This window comes from Cellulomonas sp. NPDC058312, from assembly GCF_042880135.1.
Taxonomy (GTDB): domain Bacteria; phylum Actinomycetota; class Actinomycetes; order Actinomycetales; family Cellulomonadaceae; genus Cellulomonas.
In genome coordinates, this window is the sequence record NZ_JBHVZE010000003.1 from 606782 (window position 1) to 621390 (window position 14609).

Here is a 14609-nt window from a genome sequence, read left to right on the forward strand (position 1 = left end):
GGGGCGCGCAGTTCTCCCCGGTTGCCGGCGCGACGGGCACACCTCCCCAGGTGCTCAGGTCCTCCCGGACGGTGGATCGGCCCGGATCGCGCTGCCTAGGGTCGCGGCGAACCCACCGACCGCAGGAGACCGACATGTCCTTCTCGCTCACCGGCGCCCTCCGGCTCGCCGTCGCGCCGTCGATCACGTCCGTCACCGCGCGCCACCTCGGGTTCGACGAGCCCGACCTGCCCGCGCGCGCCGGGCTCGACCGGATCCCGCAGGCGGTGGTCGTCGGCTTCGAGTCGGCGCTCGAGCAGCCCGGGCCGCACGCGGTCGCCGCGCGCGTCGGTCTGCTGGACGAGCCGCTGCGGGGCTTCGGCTACGAAGGTGCGGTGATGGCGACGACGATCCTCGACGCGACCGCCGGCGGCAGCCGCACGCGCGCGCTCGTGGAAGGCCCCGCGCGGCCGCACTACTTCCTCGCGTACATCGGGATCGGGTTCGCGCTGGCGAAGCTGCCGCGCCGGCTCTGGGCGCGCGCGCTGCCCGACCTGGACCTGGACGGCTACCACCCCGCCCTGTCCTGGCTCGCCGTGGACGGCTACGGGTTCGACCTCGCGTACTTCGGCCGCGACCGCTGGGGCACCGCGGGCGCCCGGCCCCGGCCCTGGCCGTTCCTCGGCGCGCCGGAGTACTTCGGCCGCGCCGCCGACCAGGGCGTCGGCCGGGCGCTGTGGTTCATCGAGGGCGGCCGGCCGCGGCACGTCGCCGCGGCGGTCGAGCGGGCCGAGCCCGCGCGACGCGGCGACCTGTGGTCCGGGGTGGGGCTCGCCGCCGCGTTCGCGGGTCCGGCGGTCGACGTCGACCTCGACGCCCTGCGGGACCTGGCCGGGACGCACGCGCCCGACCTCGCGCTGGGCGCCGCGCTCGCCGCCCGGGCCCGGGTGGAGTCCGGGTCGGTCCCCGCGAACAGCGCCACCACGACGGCGGCGCTGACCGGGCTCCCGGTCGCGGCGGCCGCGGACCTGGTGGACGCGTGCGCGGTGCTCGCCGACCGGGGCGGCGTGCCGGCGTACGAGGCGTGGCGGCGGCAGATCCGGGACGCGCTGGTCCCGGTCGCCGCCGCGTAGCTACGCCGCGCTCTCCCCGCGGGCCGCGCGCTCGGTCAGCACCGCGCACTCCACCTCCATCGTCTCCCGGATCTGCGCGGCCGAGGCCTCCTCGACGCGGGCGCGGAACAGGGGGACGGTCGAGCTGAGCGTGCCCTCGAACGTCAGGCTCGACCCGGCCGTCCCGGCCGTCGGCAGCACGGAGACGACCCCCCGGAACCGGACGGGCGCCCCGTCCACGTCGATCTCGAACACCCCCCGGCGGCTCCCGTCGGCCTCGGCGGGCTCCCAGCGCTCGGTCTCGGTGACGACCATGACCGGCCTGACGAGCGCCTTGACGAACTCGGGCAGCCCGACGGTCGGCAGCGTGCGGTGCGTGCGGACGGTGCTGGTGCCGCCCGGGCCCGTCTCGGTGCTCATCTCGAACTTCTGCGCGCCGAGCCGGGCGGCCTTCTCGGCCTGGAACGGCTCGTCGCCCATCAGCGCGACGACCTCGGCGGCGGGCAGCGGGACCTGCTGGCTGAATCGGAACTCCACGACGACTCCTCAGGCGGTGACGGGGACCTGCGCGGGCAGGTCGGCCCGGTAGGTGACGGACGCGCCGCGCTGCCGGAGGCGGTCCACGACGAACGGGACCGCGCGCTCGGCGAGCGCGGCGATGGTCAGGGACGGGTTGACGGTCAGCGCGGTCGGGACGGCGGACCCGTCGGTGACGAAGATGCCCTCGTGCCCGCGCAGCTCGTGGGTGTGGTCGAGGGCGCTCGTGGCGGGGTCGGTGCCGACCCGGCAGGACCCGAGCGGGTGCACGGTGTACGCGCCCACCAGGTCGTTGGTCCACGGGTCGACGGTGCCGAACCCGGGCCCCTCGATCAGCCGGCGGATCGTCTCGTCGGCCGCGCGCCAGGCGGCGAGCGTGGAGTCGTGCGGCCGGTAGCGCAGCGTGCCGCGGCCGAGGAGCTGCTGGGACAGCCGGACCGCGTTGCCGGTCGGCGGCGGCGGGCCGAACTCGCCCTCGTTGTCGTCCTCGACGAGCGCGAACAGCATCAGCCAGTTGCGCCACTCGTCCAGCAGCGCCTTCTTCTCCAGGCCGAACCAGCCGGGCAGGCCGTCGTCGGTGCGGGCCTGGGCGAGGATCGTGCCGAGACCCGGCGGGAAGTACAGCTGCTCGATCGCGAACCGCTCGTGCTCCGGCAGCGTGCCGTCGAGCCGGTCCCAGGTCGCGACGACCGGGCCGCGGCCGACCTGGAACGCGCCGTACGGCCGGTCGCCGGCGGTCGCCCCCTCGGGGAGCAGGTCCCGGACCGCGTCCTCGTCCATCACGGCCACGTTGATCCGCTCGCCGTTGCCGGAGAAGTACCGGCCGACCGCGTCGGGCATCGTGCCGAGGTGCGGCTCGGAGCGCTGCAGGATCACGGGGGTGGCGCCCGCGCCCGCGGCGAGCACGACGACCCGCGCGCGCACGACGCCCTCGCCGGTGGTGACCCGGTAGTCCACCGGGTCGACGTGGGTGTAGCGCACCAGGTAGCCGCCGTCGGGCTCCCGCTCCACGGTCTGCACCTCGTGCAGCGGGCGGACCTCGGCGCCGCTGGCCTCGGCGGCGGGGATGTAGTTGGTCAGCAGCGAGCGCTTGGCGTCCTCGACGCAGCCGGACATCATCCAGTTGCAGCTGGTGCACCGGCTGGTGTCGACGGCGGACGGCAGCGGGTTCGCGGTGAGGCCGCCGTGGTCGCAGACCGCCGCCCACAGCCCGCCGGGCTTGCTGACCTCGTCCCAGGTGTGGGTGCGGACCGGCAGCGCCGCGGACACCCGGTCGTACCAGGGGTCGAGCGCGTCGCGGTCCACCTCGTCGGGCCACAGCCGCTGGCCGGCCGCGCCGGTGCGGTCGAAGACGAACCGCGGCGCCCGGGGCATCGCCGCGAAGTACACGACGCTGCCGCCACCGACGCAGTTCCCCCCGAGCACGCTCATGCCGTCGCCCGCGGTGAAGTCGAAGATCCGGGTCGACGAGCTGCCGAACCGCAGCGACTGGTCGTACTCGTCGGCGGTCAGCCGCGGGCCGCGCTCCAGGACGAGCACCCGGGCGCCGCCGCGGGCGAGGTGGTACGCCGGGATGGAGCCGCCGAAGCCGCTCCCGACGACGACGGCGTCGAACTCCTCGTGGTCGCTCACTCGATGCTCCCTGTGGTCGGGTCGGTCGCGGGGTGCGGTCGGGCCATCGGCACCGTGTACGAGGGCTGGGTGGCGCGCCACCGACCGCCGACCGGGGGCGCGAAGCCCATCGCGGTCAGCCCGGGCGCCCCGGCGGCCACGGCGGCGGCGGTCTCCAGGTGCGGGGCGCTGTCGTACGCCATCGTCGCGAACAGCGCCAGGAGGAACCACAGCTCGTGGGCGTCCTCGTCCGGGCCGGTCAGCGCGGCGACCAGGCGGCGCCGGTGCGGGTAGTCGAGGTCCGCGAACCGGCCGACGCCGTCGACGCCCTGCTCGCGCGCCCAGTCGACGGCGCGCGCGTCGAGCAGCTCGGCCATCTCCCCCACACCGTCCTCGATGCCGGTCGCCGGGTCGGTCAGCACCAGCAGCGCGCCGGCCTCGACCGCCCCGGGCGTCGGGGAGACACCGGCGACCGCGACGTCGTCGGGGAACCGCCGGCAACCGGGCACCACGGTGTCGGCGTACGCCTCGAGCGCGAGCGTCTGCGCGGAGGTGAGCGTCGGGCGCTCCCCGCGCGGCGCCACGCGGGGGCGCAGGATCGGGTCGGTCGGGCTCATGCGGGGCTCCCGGTGGGGTGGGGGTGCGCGGTGCGGGCCTGGGCGGTGCGGGCCTGGGCGGTGCGGGCCTGGGCGGTGCCGGCCGGGGCGGTGCCGCCCGGGGCGGTGCGGGCGCGGACGTCGACGACCGTGCCGCCCGCCGGCGCCTGGGACATCCGGGCGAGCGGGTGCAGCGCCCGGTCGGGGACGGCGTGCAGCCGCACCCGGCTCGCGACGACGGCGAGCCACACGACGCCCTCCATCACGGCCAGGGCGACGCCGGGGCAGGACCGCGGGCCGGCGCCGAACGCCAGCGGGCTCGGCGGCCCCTCGCCGCGGACCGCCCGGCCGGGCTCGAACGACCGGTCCGGGGACGTCGCGCCGGGCAGCAGCAGCACCTCGTCGCCCGGGCGCAGCCGCACGCCCGACACCACGTCGGCGGCGACGGCCCGCCTGCTGATCAGCCACACGGGCGGGCGCAGGCGCAGCGTGTCCTGGAACACCGCGTGCGCCCAGGTCAGCGACGCCACGTCGGCAACGGTCGGGGTGCGCCCCCGGTCGAGCCGGGCGCCCTCGTCGGCGAGCCGGTCCTGGAGCGCGGCGTCGTGCGCGAGGAATCCCGCGGCCCACGCCAGGGTGCTGGCGGTCGTCTCGTACCCGGCGAGGAACAGCGACATCATCCCCTCGTCGCCCGCCCACGCCTCGGTCCGCGGGGTGCCGCCGAGGGACCCGCGGGCCTCGGCGTGCAGGGTGCGCAGGGCGGCGGCGACGGCGGCGGCGCGCCGCGGTCGCCAGCGCAGCGGCACGGCGCCCTGCGTCACGGCGCGGAAGATCGCCTCGTCCTGGACGACCTCGAACGCCTCGTGGATCCGCCGCCCGTCCGGCGGGTCGAACCCGAACGTCCGCGCCAGGCAGGTCAGCGTGTACGACGCGAGGTGCACCGTCAGGTCCACCCGCCGCCCGTCGGCCGCGCACAGCCGGTCGGCGGCCTCGTGCGCGGCCTCGACGACCTGGCCCAGCCGGTCCTGCACCGCCCGGGCCCGCAGCTGCGGCCGGGCGGCGGCGCGCTGCCGCTGCCACGCGGGGCCCTCGGCGGTGAGCAGCCCGTCGCCGATGATCTCGCGGGCGTGCAGCTGGCCCATGCCCTTGATGTACCGGTCGGCGTGCTCGACGAGCACGTGCTTGACCACGTCGGGGTGGCACGCGACCACGACCCGGCCGGTCGGGAGCCGCAGCACCGACCCGTGCGGCCGGGCCGCCGCGAGCCGGGTCAGGTGCTCGACGCGGTCGCCCCGGGTGAGCGCCAGCAGCGCCCGCGCCGTGGCACCGGGGCCGAGCGTGCGCGCGGTCTCAGCCATCGCCGAACGTCTCCGCGAGCGCCGTGCGCCACCCGTCGTACGCGTGCCAGCCGCCGGGTCCGCCGTCGGGGACCCGCGGGCGGTGCGCGTCGACCACGGCGACCACGTCCTGCCAGGGCCGGTCGCAGAGCACCTCGGCGGCGAGCCGGGTGTGCGGGGTGAGCGTGCCGGCGCGCGCCCGGGCCTCGACGGCGAACGCGCAGCCCTGCCGCAGCCACGCGCGGTGCGGGCCGCTCGCCGCGAGGACCGCGCGCATGCCGTCGGCGTCGCGGCCGCCGGCGTACGCGGTGGCCAGGCCGGTGCCCGCCCAGAGGGAGGCGTGCTGCGCCGCGGGGAACCGGGCGACGAGGTCCGCGAGCCGGGTCTCGTCGCCGCCGGCCACGAACCACAGGCCGCGGCCGATCCCCTGGGCCAGGTGCTGCGTGGCCTCCGCGGCGCCGCCGGGCCACGCGTCGAGCGGGTACCGGGTCGCGCGGGCGTCCAGCACCGACCCGGTGCGGAAGAACACCTCGTGGAACGCGTAGCCGTCGAGCACGAGCGGCACGACGGCCCGGTCGAGCACGGCGACGTCGGTCCACAGGGGCCGGGGCAGCCGGGCGAGCCCCCAGCCGACGCCGACGTGCATGAGGTAGCTGTGCTCGCTGCCGAGGCGCAGCAGCCGCTCGAGCGCGTCGCGGCTCCACGGCTCCACGCGCGACCGGATCGTCACGGCCATCGCGGCGCCCTCGGCGGCGAACCCGCGCCACTGCGGCTCGAGCCGCCCGAGGTCGTCGAGCAGGTCGCGCGTCGTCGGCGCCCGGCACGCGAGCGCGAAGCCGTCGAGGAACGCGTTGCCGACCGGCTCGACGATGCTCGGGCCGACGGCCCACGGGTGGAACCCGCGCCGGCCGGTCTCCACCTGGGTGCGGGACGGGGTCAGCAGCCGGGACCGCGCGGCGCGCAGCCCGTCCGCCGCCCGGCCGAGCACCGGCGTCGCGGCGCGGCCGCGCTCGGCCGTCGCCCCGGTCACGCCCGCGCTCCCGCCGACACGGGCGCCGCGGGGGTCGCGTCCGACGCCGCCGGTGCCGCTGCCGACGCTGCCCGCTCCGCGCGGACCCGGCGCACCTCGCCGACCTTCATCGTCACGCCGCGCAGCGCGCAGGTGAGGACCAGCGCGAAGAAGATCGCGTACGCCACGCCGAGCACCACCAGCAGGCCGTACAGCGCCGCCGTGGTGAGCCCGAAGACGACCTGGCGCCGGGGGGCCATCGGCGTCGTGCCGGGGTCGGTGATCATGTAGTTGGTGAACAGCACGAACGCGACGCCGGTCATCATGCCGAGCGCGGACCACACGTTGTCCCCGAGGAACACCGCCCGCAGGACGGCCTGGGCGACGTAGCCGCCGACCCACGCCGCGATCAGCGGCATCCGCCTGGTGAGCTTCGAGTTCAGCAGCGTCCCGGCGCCGAGGACGAACACCGGGATCAGCCAGTCGAACGGGTTGTCCGTGCGGTTGAGGAACATGTACGGCGGCACGAACCCGACGGTCGGCAGCACGATCAGCGTCACCGCGATCCCGAAGTTCGACGGGTTCAGGTAGTGCCGCAGCCGGCCGCGGACGCGGAGCCGGAACAGGTACTTGGAGCCGACCGCGACGACCACCGCGAACAGGTAGATGCCGAGGTTCTGGCCGTAGATCAGCATCGCGCAGGCCAGGGCGGCGATGTGCGCGGGGAGCAGGAAGTAGAACATCTCGGTCCGGCCGCCCGCGAAGCCCGGCGTCGTGCCGCGTGCCCAGGCGTCGAGCCACTCGAGCCCGATGCTGACCGCGTACGCGACCAGAACGGCCGCGATGGGCACGATCGGCGCCTGCTCGAACCCGAGCAGCAGGTGCCCGACCACGTTCAGCGCGGTGATGGAGATGGCGAACCGGAGCAGCGCGGCGCGGCGCGGGTCGCGCTTCGGCGCGGGTGGGGGCGTCGCCGTGCCCGCCGGGGGCGGGGGCGCGGGCTCGGAGCGCGTGAGCACGGAGGTGGTCGAGGGGGCGGACGTCGTGTCGGTCATGAGTCGGTCCTCAGCTCTTGGGCGCCCCCCGTGAGGGCGAAGGTCGTGGAGTGCGGGCCGTCCGCGTCGCGCCACGAGACCGTGGCCGTCGCGTCCGCGAGCGCCTCCTCGGGCATCGCGAAGTGCAGCTGGGACCCGGAGACGCCCGAGTGCCCGTTGGCGGGGTAGAGCTGCGCGGTGCGCGAGTAGCCCGGCCCCTCGACGGTGACCACCGCGCCGATCACCGGCGTCGGCCCGTGCTCGCCCTCGCGGGTCACGCTCAGGGTCGCGGTGGGGTTGCGGGAGGTGCTGGTGTTGAGGAACACCTGCGAGCGCGCCCACTGGTTCGCGGCCAGGACGTCGAGCCGTCCGTCCCCGTCGACGTCCGCGACGGAGAAGCCGCGGGTCGCGGTGCGGTCGTCGAACGGCAGCTCGCCGCCGACGTCCGCGTACTTGTCCCCCACCGGCACCCAGAGGCGGTTCGCCTCGTCGCCGGAGATGTCGCCGTCCGCACCGATCCGCATCCAGGACGTCGGGGAGGACAGGATCTGGTCGTTGCCCATCGCCATCTCCTGCAGGCGGGGCCACAGCTCCTCGTCGCCGACGATCATGCCGGTCGCCTGGACGAAGCCGTCGCGGCCGGAGTTGTCGACGTCGATCGGCTTGATGTCCCAGGACCAGCCGCTGATCGCGAGGTTCACGTCGCCGGCGCGGTCCTCGAACGGGAACCGCCCGTCCAGCAGGTCCGTGCCCTCGCCCGTCGGGTAGAACGCGAAGTTCCCCTCCTGCAGGCCCCACTCGGTCGTGATGTTGCTGACGTGGATGCTCGGCAGGTCGGCGTCGGGGGCGTAGGAGTACGCGACGCCCATCCCCTTGAACGAGTCGTGGCCCATCACCTTGGACCGCGCGGTCGTCAGGTCGCGGTCGCCGCGGACCTCGGTGAGCCGCACGTCGCCCGGCTCGGACGTGTTCACGAGCATCTGGTCGGGGCCGAAGTCGTTGGCGACGTACATCTCGGGCAGGCCGTCGCCGGTGAGGTCCTGCATGCCGAGGGCGAGCGTCCACGACGTCGCGGAGGACTCGGGCCAGCGCTCGGAGGCGTCGACGAACCGGAGCTCCCCGCCCGGGCCGGGCTCGGCGCCGAGGTAGAGGCGGTTGGTGCCGGCGTTGCGCGCGTTGCCCATCGAGTGCTGCATCCGCATGCGCTGGTCGTCGGTGGCCTGCGGGTCGAGCACCCGGCTCCCGTCGGGGAAGTAGTTGCCGACCAGGATGTCGAGCCGCCCGTCGCCGTCGACGTCGGCGACGTTCAGCGCCGTGGAGTTCCACACCTGCACGGGCTCCACGAGCTCGACCGGGGTGAACCAGTCGGCGCTCGGCGGGCCGTCGTCCTGGCCGGTGTTGTGGAAGATCACCGGGGACCGGCCCCAGTAGTACGCGAGCACGTCCTGGCGGCCGTCGCCGTCGATGTCCGCCGGGACGCAGCCGATCGGCGCCATCGTGTCGTCCCACCGCAGGCCGTCGGGGTGCAGCACGAACGGCTCGAACTCCTCGCCGCCGCTGCCCGGGACGGGGAACACCCGCAGGGCGTCGTCGCGGGGGTCGGTGAGGCACGCGTCCCCGGGTCGGCCCAGGCCCCGCAGGTCGAGCGAGCCGACCGACGCGCCGACCGCCGAGATCCACGGACGGATGTGCTCCAGGGCCGGCGCGACGGTGCGCTGCTCCTGGTTCCCGTCGGAGTCGGGCAGGTCGTGGGCGGTGAACGAGACGCCGGCGGCGACCTCGGCGGTGGCCTGCGCGGAGGGGCCGGGCTGCCAGGGCAACCAGGCCAGGCCCGCGAGGGCCACCGCCGCGACGGGTGCGGCGAACGACTTCAAGGTCGGCACGTGAGCTCCTTCGGGTCGAGTCCGGTCCGCTGGCGGCCGTGCCTCAACGCTGGTCGAACACCATGTCCAGGGGGTATTCCCGGTTGCGCTGGGCCGGCGGGAGCGGGGCCGGCTCGGCGTGCGTCCCGCCGAGCAGCACCGGCGGGTCGCTCGGGTGCTGCGGTCGCAGCCGCAGCCGCGCGGGCAGCTGGCTGGTGCGCCGGCCGGGGAACACGGTCATCGGCGCGGACTGGCGCAGCCACTCCACGTGGGTGCCGCCCCCGGCCACCGGGTGCGCGACGCGGGCGAGCACCGCGACGGTCCAGGTGCCCTCCGGCAGGCCGGTGAGCTGGAACGCGCCGGGGCCGGTCAGGCGCACCGCGGCCGCGGGCGGGCCCTGCACGATGCTGTCCTCGAACGCGCCGACGAACAGGTCGCAGTCCGCCGAGGCGGCCGCGGAGCCGAGCTCGACGTGCCCGCGCAGCTGGCCGCCGGCACAGCCCTCGACGTCGCCGACCGGCTCCGGCCGGCCGCCGCACGCGCGCCACTGCCGGGGCGACACCCCGACCAGGGCCGAGAACCGCGTGCTGAACGTGCCGACGCTGGAGTACCCGACCATCGTCCCGGCGTCCGCGATCGACAGCCCGGTGGTGAGCAGGATCCGGCTCGCCCGCTCCATCCGCAGCGCCGCGAGGAACCGGCGGGGCGTCGTCCCGATCAGGCGGGAGAACTCCCGGGTGAAGTGGAACTTGCTGTAGAAGGTCCGGGTCGCGATGTCCGCGATCCCCGCGCCGCAGAACAGGTCGGCCCGCATCGCGAGCACCGCCTGGTCGACGGCCGCGCGGATCGCGGACTCGTCCGCGGCCGGCTCCGGCAGCGCCGCCGTCGGCCGCGGTGCGACCAGCTGCGGGCCCACGGGGCGCAGCGCCCCGGTCCGTTGCTGTGCTGTCCCGACGTTCATGGCCCCCGCCTCTCGGTCGTCCGGACCCGTCCGCCGGGCCCCTGCGACCGACACTGAGGTCGGGACGCGGACTTGTTGAGCCTTTGGCCCCCACGTGGGACCTCCGGGGTCAGGACGTGACCCGACCGGGTCGCCCGCCTGACCCGATCGGGTCACGGGCCCGACCGGGTCAGGCGGCGAGCGAGCGGGCGACGATGGTCGGGCGGAACAGGCTCGCGGGCTCCTCGAGCAGCCCCGCGACGCGCAGGAACGCCTTCGCGACCACGGGGTCCTTCACCGCCCCGCGCTGCACCTGGGTCACGTACCGGTTCGCCATGCTGGTCGCGAGCGTGCGCCGGCCGCGGACCGTCGGGAACCCGAGGTCACCGCCCGCGGCGAGCGTCCAGGGCGTGTCGACGACCCGGCTGAGCTGGCGGGCGAACAGGCGGGCGTCGAACCGGTCGGTCGCCTCCAGGTGGGTCCGCAGCCGGTCGGCGGCCATCGCCGCGACGGTCATGCCCTGCGCGTACACCGGGTTGAACCGGGCGAACGCGTCCCCGACCACGGCCAGACCGTCGGGCAGGCCCGCGAGCCGCTCGTACCGCCGCCGGGTGCTGGCGGGGAACCGGAACGAGTGCGGATCCTCGATCCGCTCGGCGGACAGCACGGACCGGTGCACGTCGGGCAGCGGCAGCGACTTCACGAACGCGAGGAACGACTCCCAGTCGCGCGGCGGGGCGTGGGTGCCCAGGCCGTTCAGCGACAGCGCGTACCGGTCGGTGAGCCGCGCGTAGATCATCCCGCGGGGCAGCTCCGGGGTCATGGTCGACACGATCGCGATGTCCTCGCCGATCGGGTCGAAGTCCGGCGCGATGGCGAACCCGCAGGTCGTGTAGACCAGGTCCATCTCGATGGCGTCCTCGGTGACGGTGCCGCACCCGAGCTCCTCGAGCCAGGTGGCCGTCCGGCTCCCCCGGCCCGCCGCGTCGACCACCACGTCGGCGTCCACGGTCCCGTCGGGGGTCCGCACCCCGACGACGGCGCGCCGCGTGGCGTCGAGGACCAGGCCCTCGACCTCGGCGTGCGCGAGGGACACGTTCGGCAGCGCCAGCACCCGGCCGCGCACGTAGCTCTCCAGCAGCGGCCGGCCGGCGGCGACGCACATCATGTCGGCGGGACCCGGCTGGAACCGCGCGGGCCCCCGGTGCCACGCGACGCTGGTCCCGAAGTCGAGGATCGGCACGCCCAGGCCGAGCAGGTCCTGCGTGAACCCGGGGAACAGCCCCTCGAGGATCTCGTGGCCGCGCGCGAGCAGCGCGTGGATGTGGTGCCCCTGCGGGACGGCGCGCCGGACGCCGTCGACGTCCGTCGCGTCGCGCTCGAGGACGGTGACCTGGTCGGCGTGGTCCGCGAGGACCCGTGCGGCGAGCAGGCCGGCGATGCTGCCGCCGACGACGACCGCGTGCGTGGCAGTGGACATGAGGGGACCTCCCGGGACGGTGCGTGCTGACCCGGGCCACGCTGCCGGGCCGTCGTCACCGCGATCTCTCCTGACGTGCGCCACCTGCGCCGCGGGTACTCCCCACGTGCTCCGGTCGCCGCGGACCGTTCCGCGCGCCGGGGCCGGCGGCCTAGCGTCCGAGGCACGTGACCCCGACGACCCCCAGGAGCTGGGATGGACCCGTTCACGATCGACATCTCCGACGCCGCCGTCGACGACCTGCGCGCCCGGCTGGACCGGACGCGCTGGGCGGACGACGGCCGGCGCGACGAGGACCAGGAGCCCGGCCGGCGCGGCCCCGAGCCCAAGCGGGTGCAGGACCTCGCCGGCCGCTGGCGCGACCTCGACTGGCGGGCCGTGCAGGACCGCCTCAACGCGTACCCGCAGATCGTCGAGGAGATCGACGGCGTCCGGGTGCACGCGTACCACGTGCGCTCGCCGCACGAGGACGCGACGCCGCTGGTCCTCACCCACGGCTGGCCCGGCAGCGCGGCCGACTACCTCGACGTCATCGGCCCGCTGACCGACCCCACCGCGCACGGCGGGTCCGCGCAGGACGCGTTCCACGTCGTCGTCCCCGACATCCCGGGCTTCGGCTTCTCGCAGAAGCCCGCGACCGGCGGCTGGACGATCCCGCGGGTCGCCGGCGCGTGGGCGACCCTGATGGGCCGCCTCGGGTACGACGGCTACGTGGCGCACGGCGGCGACCTCGGCGCCTGGATCACGCAGGTGCTGCTCGCGATGGACCCCGCGGCGCGCGCCGCGCACGTGAGCTTCCTCGTGACGCCCCCGCCGCCGGGCGACCCCGCGGCCGTGGGCGCCCTCGACCCGCAGGACCTGGCCCGGCTCGGCCGGCTCGGCGCGTTCATGGCCGAGGGCTCGGCGTACATGGCGCTCCAGGCCACCCGGCCGCAGACCCTGGCGTACGCGCTCGCCGACTCCCCCGTGGGGCAGCTCGCCTGGCTGCTGGAGAAGTACGACGCCTGGTCCGCCGGGCCCGACGCGCTGACCCCCGAGCAGGTGCTCACCAGCGCCTCGATCACCTGGTTCACCCAGACCGGCGGGTCGTCCGCGCACTTCTACGCGGACAACGCCGCCCTGCTGCCGACCGCCGCGGTGCCGCCGCCCGCCCCGCCGGTGCAGGACAAGCCGTTCGGCGTCGCCGTGTACCGCGACGACCCGGCGCCGCCCGTCCGCGCGTTCGCGGAGCCCGGGTTCAGCCGGATCGTGCACTGGGCCGAGCACGACGGCGGGCACTTCGCCCCGATGGAGGTCCCCGGGACGTTCGTCGAGGACCTGCGCCGGTTCGCCGCGGCCCTGCCCGCCTGACCGGTCCGCACCCCCCGGTGGGCGTCAGTGCTCGCCGGGGGGCGTGCGGCCCTCGTCGCGGATCAGGCCGAGCTGGTACGCGCGGCTGATCGCGCCCGCGCGGGTCGACGCGCCGAGCTCGCGGTAGATGTCCGCGAGGCGGCGCTTGACCGTGGCCTCCGAGACGAACTGGTGCTGCGCGATCCACCGGTTGCTGCGCCCGGCCGCGATGTGCAGCAGCAGCTCGCGGTCCCCGTCGCGCAGCGACACCTGCGGGGAGCCCGCGTCCGCCACGCCGGGCGTGACCCGGATCGCGCCGCCGCCCGAGCTGTGCACCGCCGCCGTCAGCACCGAGCAGAGCGTCGCGGCGTCGACCACCTTCGACAGGTACGCGGCGATCCCCAGCTCCTCGAGCTCGGTGATCTTGTGCGTGGACGGCTGCATCGACAGCATCGCGATCCGGGTCGACGGGCTGTCCTGCCGGATCCGCCGCACCAGCGCGGACGCCGACCCGCCGGGCATGTGCACGTCCAGGACCGCCAGGTCCGGCTGGTGCTCCCGGACCAGGTGCGCGGCCGTGGTCGCGTCGCCCGCCGTGCCGACCACGCGGAAGCCCGCGTCGTCGAGGATGTACGTCAGGCCCTCGCGGAACACCACGTGGTCGTCGGCGACCACCACCGTCAGCCCCTCGGCCGGCTCCCTCACGGCAGCGGCACCAGCAGCTCGACGGTGGTGCCCGCACCTGGCCGGGACTCGACCACGACCGAGCCGCCCAGCTGCTCGACGCGCTCGCGCATCGACCGCAGCCCCGACCCGGACGTGCCGCGGTCCGCCGCGGTCGCGCCCGTCGGGACCGCGACCGGCAGCCCGACGCCGCGGTCCCGGACCACCACGACGAGCGTGCCGCTGCGGACCCCGACCCGCACCGTGATGCTGTCCGACCCGGAGTGCAGCAGCGCGTTGCGCACCGCCTCGCGGATCGACAGGAACGCCTGCTCGCGCACCCACGCCGGGACCGCGGCCACCGCCGGCGCGTCGTCGACCAGCAGCGTGACCCGGTCCGCGCCCGAGGCCGCCACGTAGTCGCGCAGCGCCGGCGCGAGGCCGTCGCGGGTGTGGTCGCTGCCGAGGTCCTGCGCGAGCGTCCGGATCATCTCCGCGGCGTCCTCGAGCTGGGCCCGCAGCACGTCGAGGCAGTCCTCGGCGCCCTCGGCGTCGCCGCGCTCGACCCGGATCCGCCGGATCTCCAGCTGCTGGAACGCCAGGGCGAGCGCGTGGGCCGAGCGGTCGTGCAGGTCCCGGGCGATGCGGGCGCGCTCGGCGGCGTGCGCCTGCGAGATCTGGCCGAGCAGCACGCCGGCGTACGGGATCGCGGCCTCCCCGACCCGGTGCAGGATCACCGCGTGCAGCTCGCGCAGCAGCTGGGCGAGGTCGGCGGCGGGGACCCCGCGCTCGGCGGCGCCGCGGACCACCACGTCCGCGGTGACGTCGTACAGGACCGACGCGGCCTCGAGCGAGTGGACGGGGTTGACCTGCTGGATCGCGCGTGACCGGCCGACGTCCTCCCCGACGGAGTCCCGCGCGGCACCGGGCCGGGCCAGCACGTCGAGCAGCGGCCCCACGACCTCCTGGAGGTCCGCGTCGGACGTCCGCCCGAGCGGGTTGTCCGCGGCCCGCAGACCGGCGCCGTACGCGGCCACGATGTCCGGGCGGGACCGGTGCACGAAGGCGCGCAGGCTGGCGAGGCCGACGACCTGATCCGCTTCTGCCAACGTGTCCCCGC

General features: G+C 76.0%; 13 protein-coding genes. 2 read left to right on the top strand and 11 right to left on the bottom strand.

Annotated features, from left to right (window positions below):
* Nucleotides 1-134: 134 nt before the first annotated feature.
* Nucleotides 135-1112: a DUF1702 family protein gene (locus ACFVXN_RS11755; RefSeq protein ID WP_389232130.1), complete on the top strand. Its 978-nt coding sequence runs from the start codon at nt 135-137 to the stop codon at nt 1110-1112.
* On the opposite strand, the gene ACFVXN_RS11760 is transcribed toward ACFVXN_RS11755, so the two are convergent.
* The 9 genes from ACFVXN_RS11760 to ACFVXN_RS11800 form a co-directional block, all read right to left on the bottom strand.
* Nucleotides 1113-1628: a DUF2505 domain-containing protein gene (locus ACFVXN_RS11760; RefSeq protein ID WP_389232133.1), complete on the bottom strand. Its 516-nt coding sequence runs from the start codon at nt 1626-1628 to the stop codon at nt 1113-1115.
* A 9-nt stretch (nt 1629-1637) separates the two neighbouring features.
* Entirely contained in the window at nt 1638-3260 is a 1623-nt protein-coding gene (locus tag ACFVXN_RS11765) for an FAD-dependent oxidoreductase (protein WP_389232136.1), read from the bottom strand.
* A complete protein-coding gene (locus ACFVXN_RS11770) occupies nt 3257-3856 on the bottom strand; it encodes a DUF5987 family protein (RefSeq protein ID WP_389232139.1) in 600 nt (199 codons plus the stop codon). Before ACFVXN_RS11770 ends, ACFVXN_RS11765 begins: the two co-directional genes overlap by 4 nt.
* Nucleotides 3853-5193, bottom strand: a complete 1341-nt coding sequence (locus ACFVXN_RS11775) for a cytochrome P450 (RefSeq protein WP_389232143.1) — start codon at nt 5191-5193, stop codon at nt 3853-3855. Before ACFVXN_RS11775 ends, ACFVXN_RS11770 begins: the two co-directional genes overlap by 4 nt.
* Nucleotides 5186-6202: a DUF1702 family protein gene (locus tag ACFVXN_RS11780; RefSeq protein WP_389232146.1), complete on the bottom strand. Its 1017-nt coding sequence runs from the start codon at nt 6200-6202 to the stop codon at nt 5186-5188. The genes ACFVXN_RS11775 and ACFVXN_RS11780 overlap by 8 nt, the downstream gene beginning before the upstream one ends.
* Nucleotides 6199-7236, bottom strand: coding sequence for an enediyne biosynthesis protein UnbU (locus ACFVXN_RS11785; protein WP_389232149.1), 1038 nt, complete (start codon nt 7234-7236; stop codon nt 6199-6201). The genes ACFVXN_RS11780 and ACFVXN_RS11785 overlap by 4 nt, the downstream gene beginning before the upstream one ends.
* Nucleotides 7233-9098, bottom strand: a complete 1866-nt coding sequence (locus ACFVXN_RS11790; RefSeq protein ID WP_389232152.1) for a CRTAC1 family protein — start codon at nt 9096-9098, stop codon at nt 7233-7235. The genes ACFVXN_RS11785 and ACFVXN_RS11790 overlap by 4 nt, the downstream gene beginning before the upstream one ends.
* 43 nt (nt 9099-9141) lie before the next feature.
* Complete coding sequence (locus ACFVXN_RS11795) at nt 9142-10038, bottom strand: helix-turn-helix transcriptional regulator (RefSeq protein ID WP_389232155.1); 897 nt, start codon at nt 10036-10038, stop codon at nt 9142-9144.
* 169 nt (nt 10039-10207) lie between these two features.
* A complete protein-coding gene (locus ACFVXN_RS11800) occupies nt 10208-11497 on the bottom strand; it encodes an FAD-dependent oxidoreductase (protein WP_389232158.1) in 1290 nt (429 codons plus the stop codon).
* Nucleotides 11498-11692: 195 nt separating this feature from the next.
* Here ACFVXN_RS11800 and ACFVXN_RS11805 point away from each other — a divergent pair, with 195 nt between their 5' ends.
* The gene (locus ACFVXN_RS11805; protein WP_389232161.1) at nt 11693-12847 is read left to right on the top strand and encodes an epoxide hydrolase family protein; all 1155 of its coding nucleotides are present in this window, start codon (nt 11693-11695) and stop codon (nt 12845-12847) included.
* A 24-nt stretch (nt 12848-12871) separates the two neighbouring features.
* On the opposite strand, the gene ACFVXN_RS11810 is transcribed toward ACFVXN_RS11805, so the two are convergent.
* Both ACFVXN_RS11810 and ACFVXN_RS11815 read right to left on the bottom strand, forming a co-directional pair.
* Nucleotides 12872-13531: a response regulator gene (locus tag ACFVXN_RS11810; RefSeq protein ID WP_389232164.1), complete on the bottom strand. Its 660-nt coding sequence runs from the start codon at nt 13529-13531 to the stop codon at nt 12872-12874.
* On the bottom strand, nt 13528-14598 hold the full coding sequence (locus ACFVXN_RS11815; RefSeq protein WP_389232167.1) for a sensor histidine kinase: 1071 nt from the start codon (nt 14596-14598) through the stop codon (nt 13528-13530). The genes ACFVXN_RS11810 and ACFVXN_RS11815 overlap by 4 nt, the downstream gene beginning before the upstream one ends.
* Between the last annotated feature and the right edge of the window lie 11 nt (nt 14599-14609).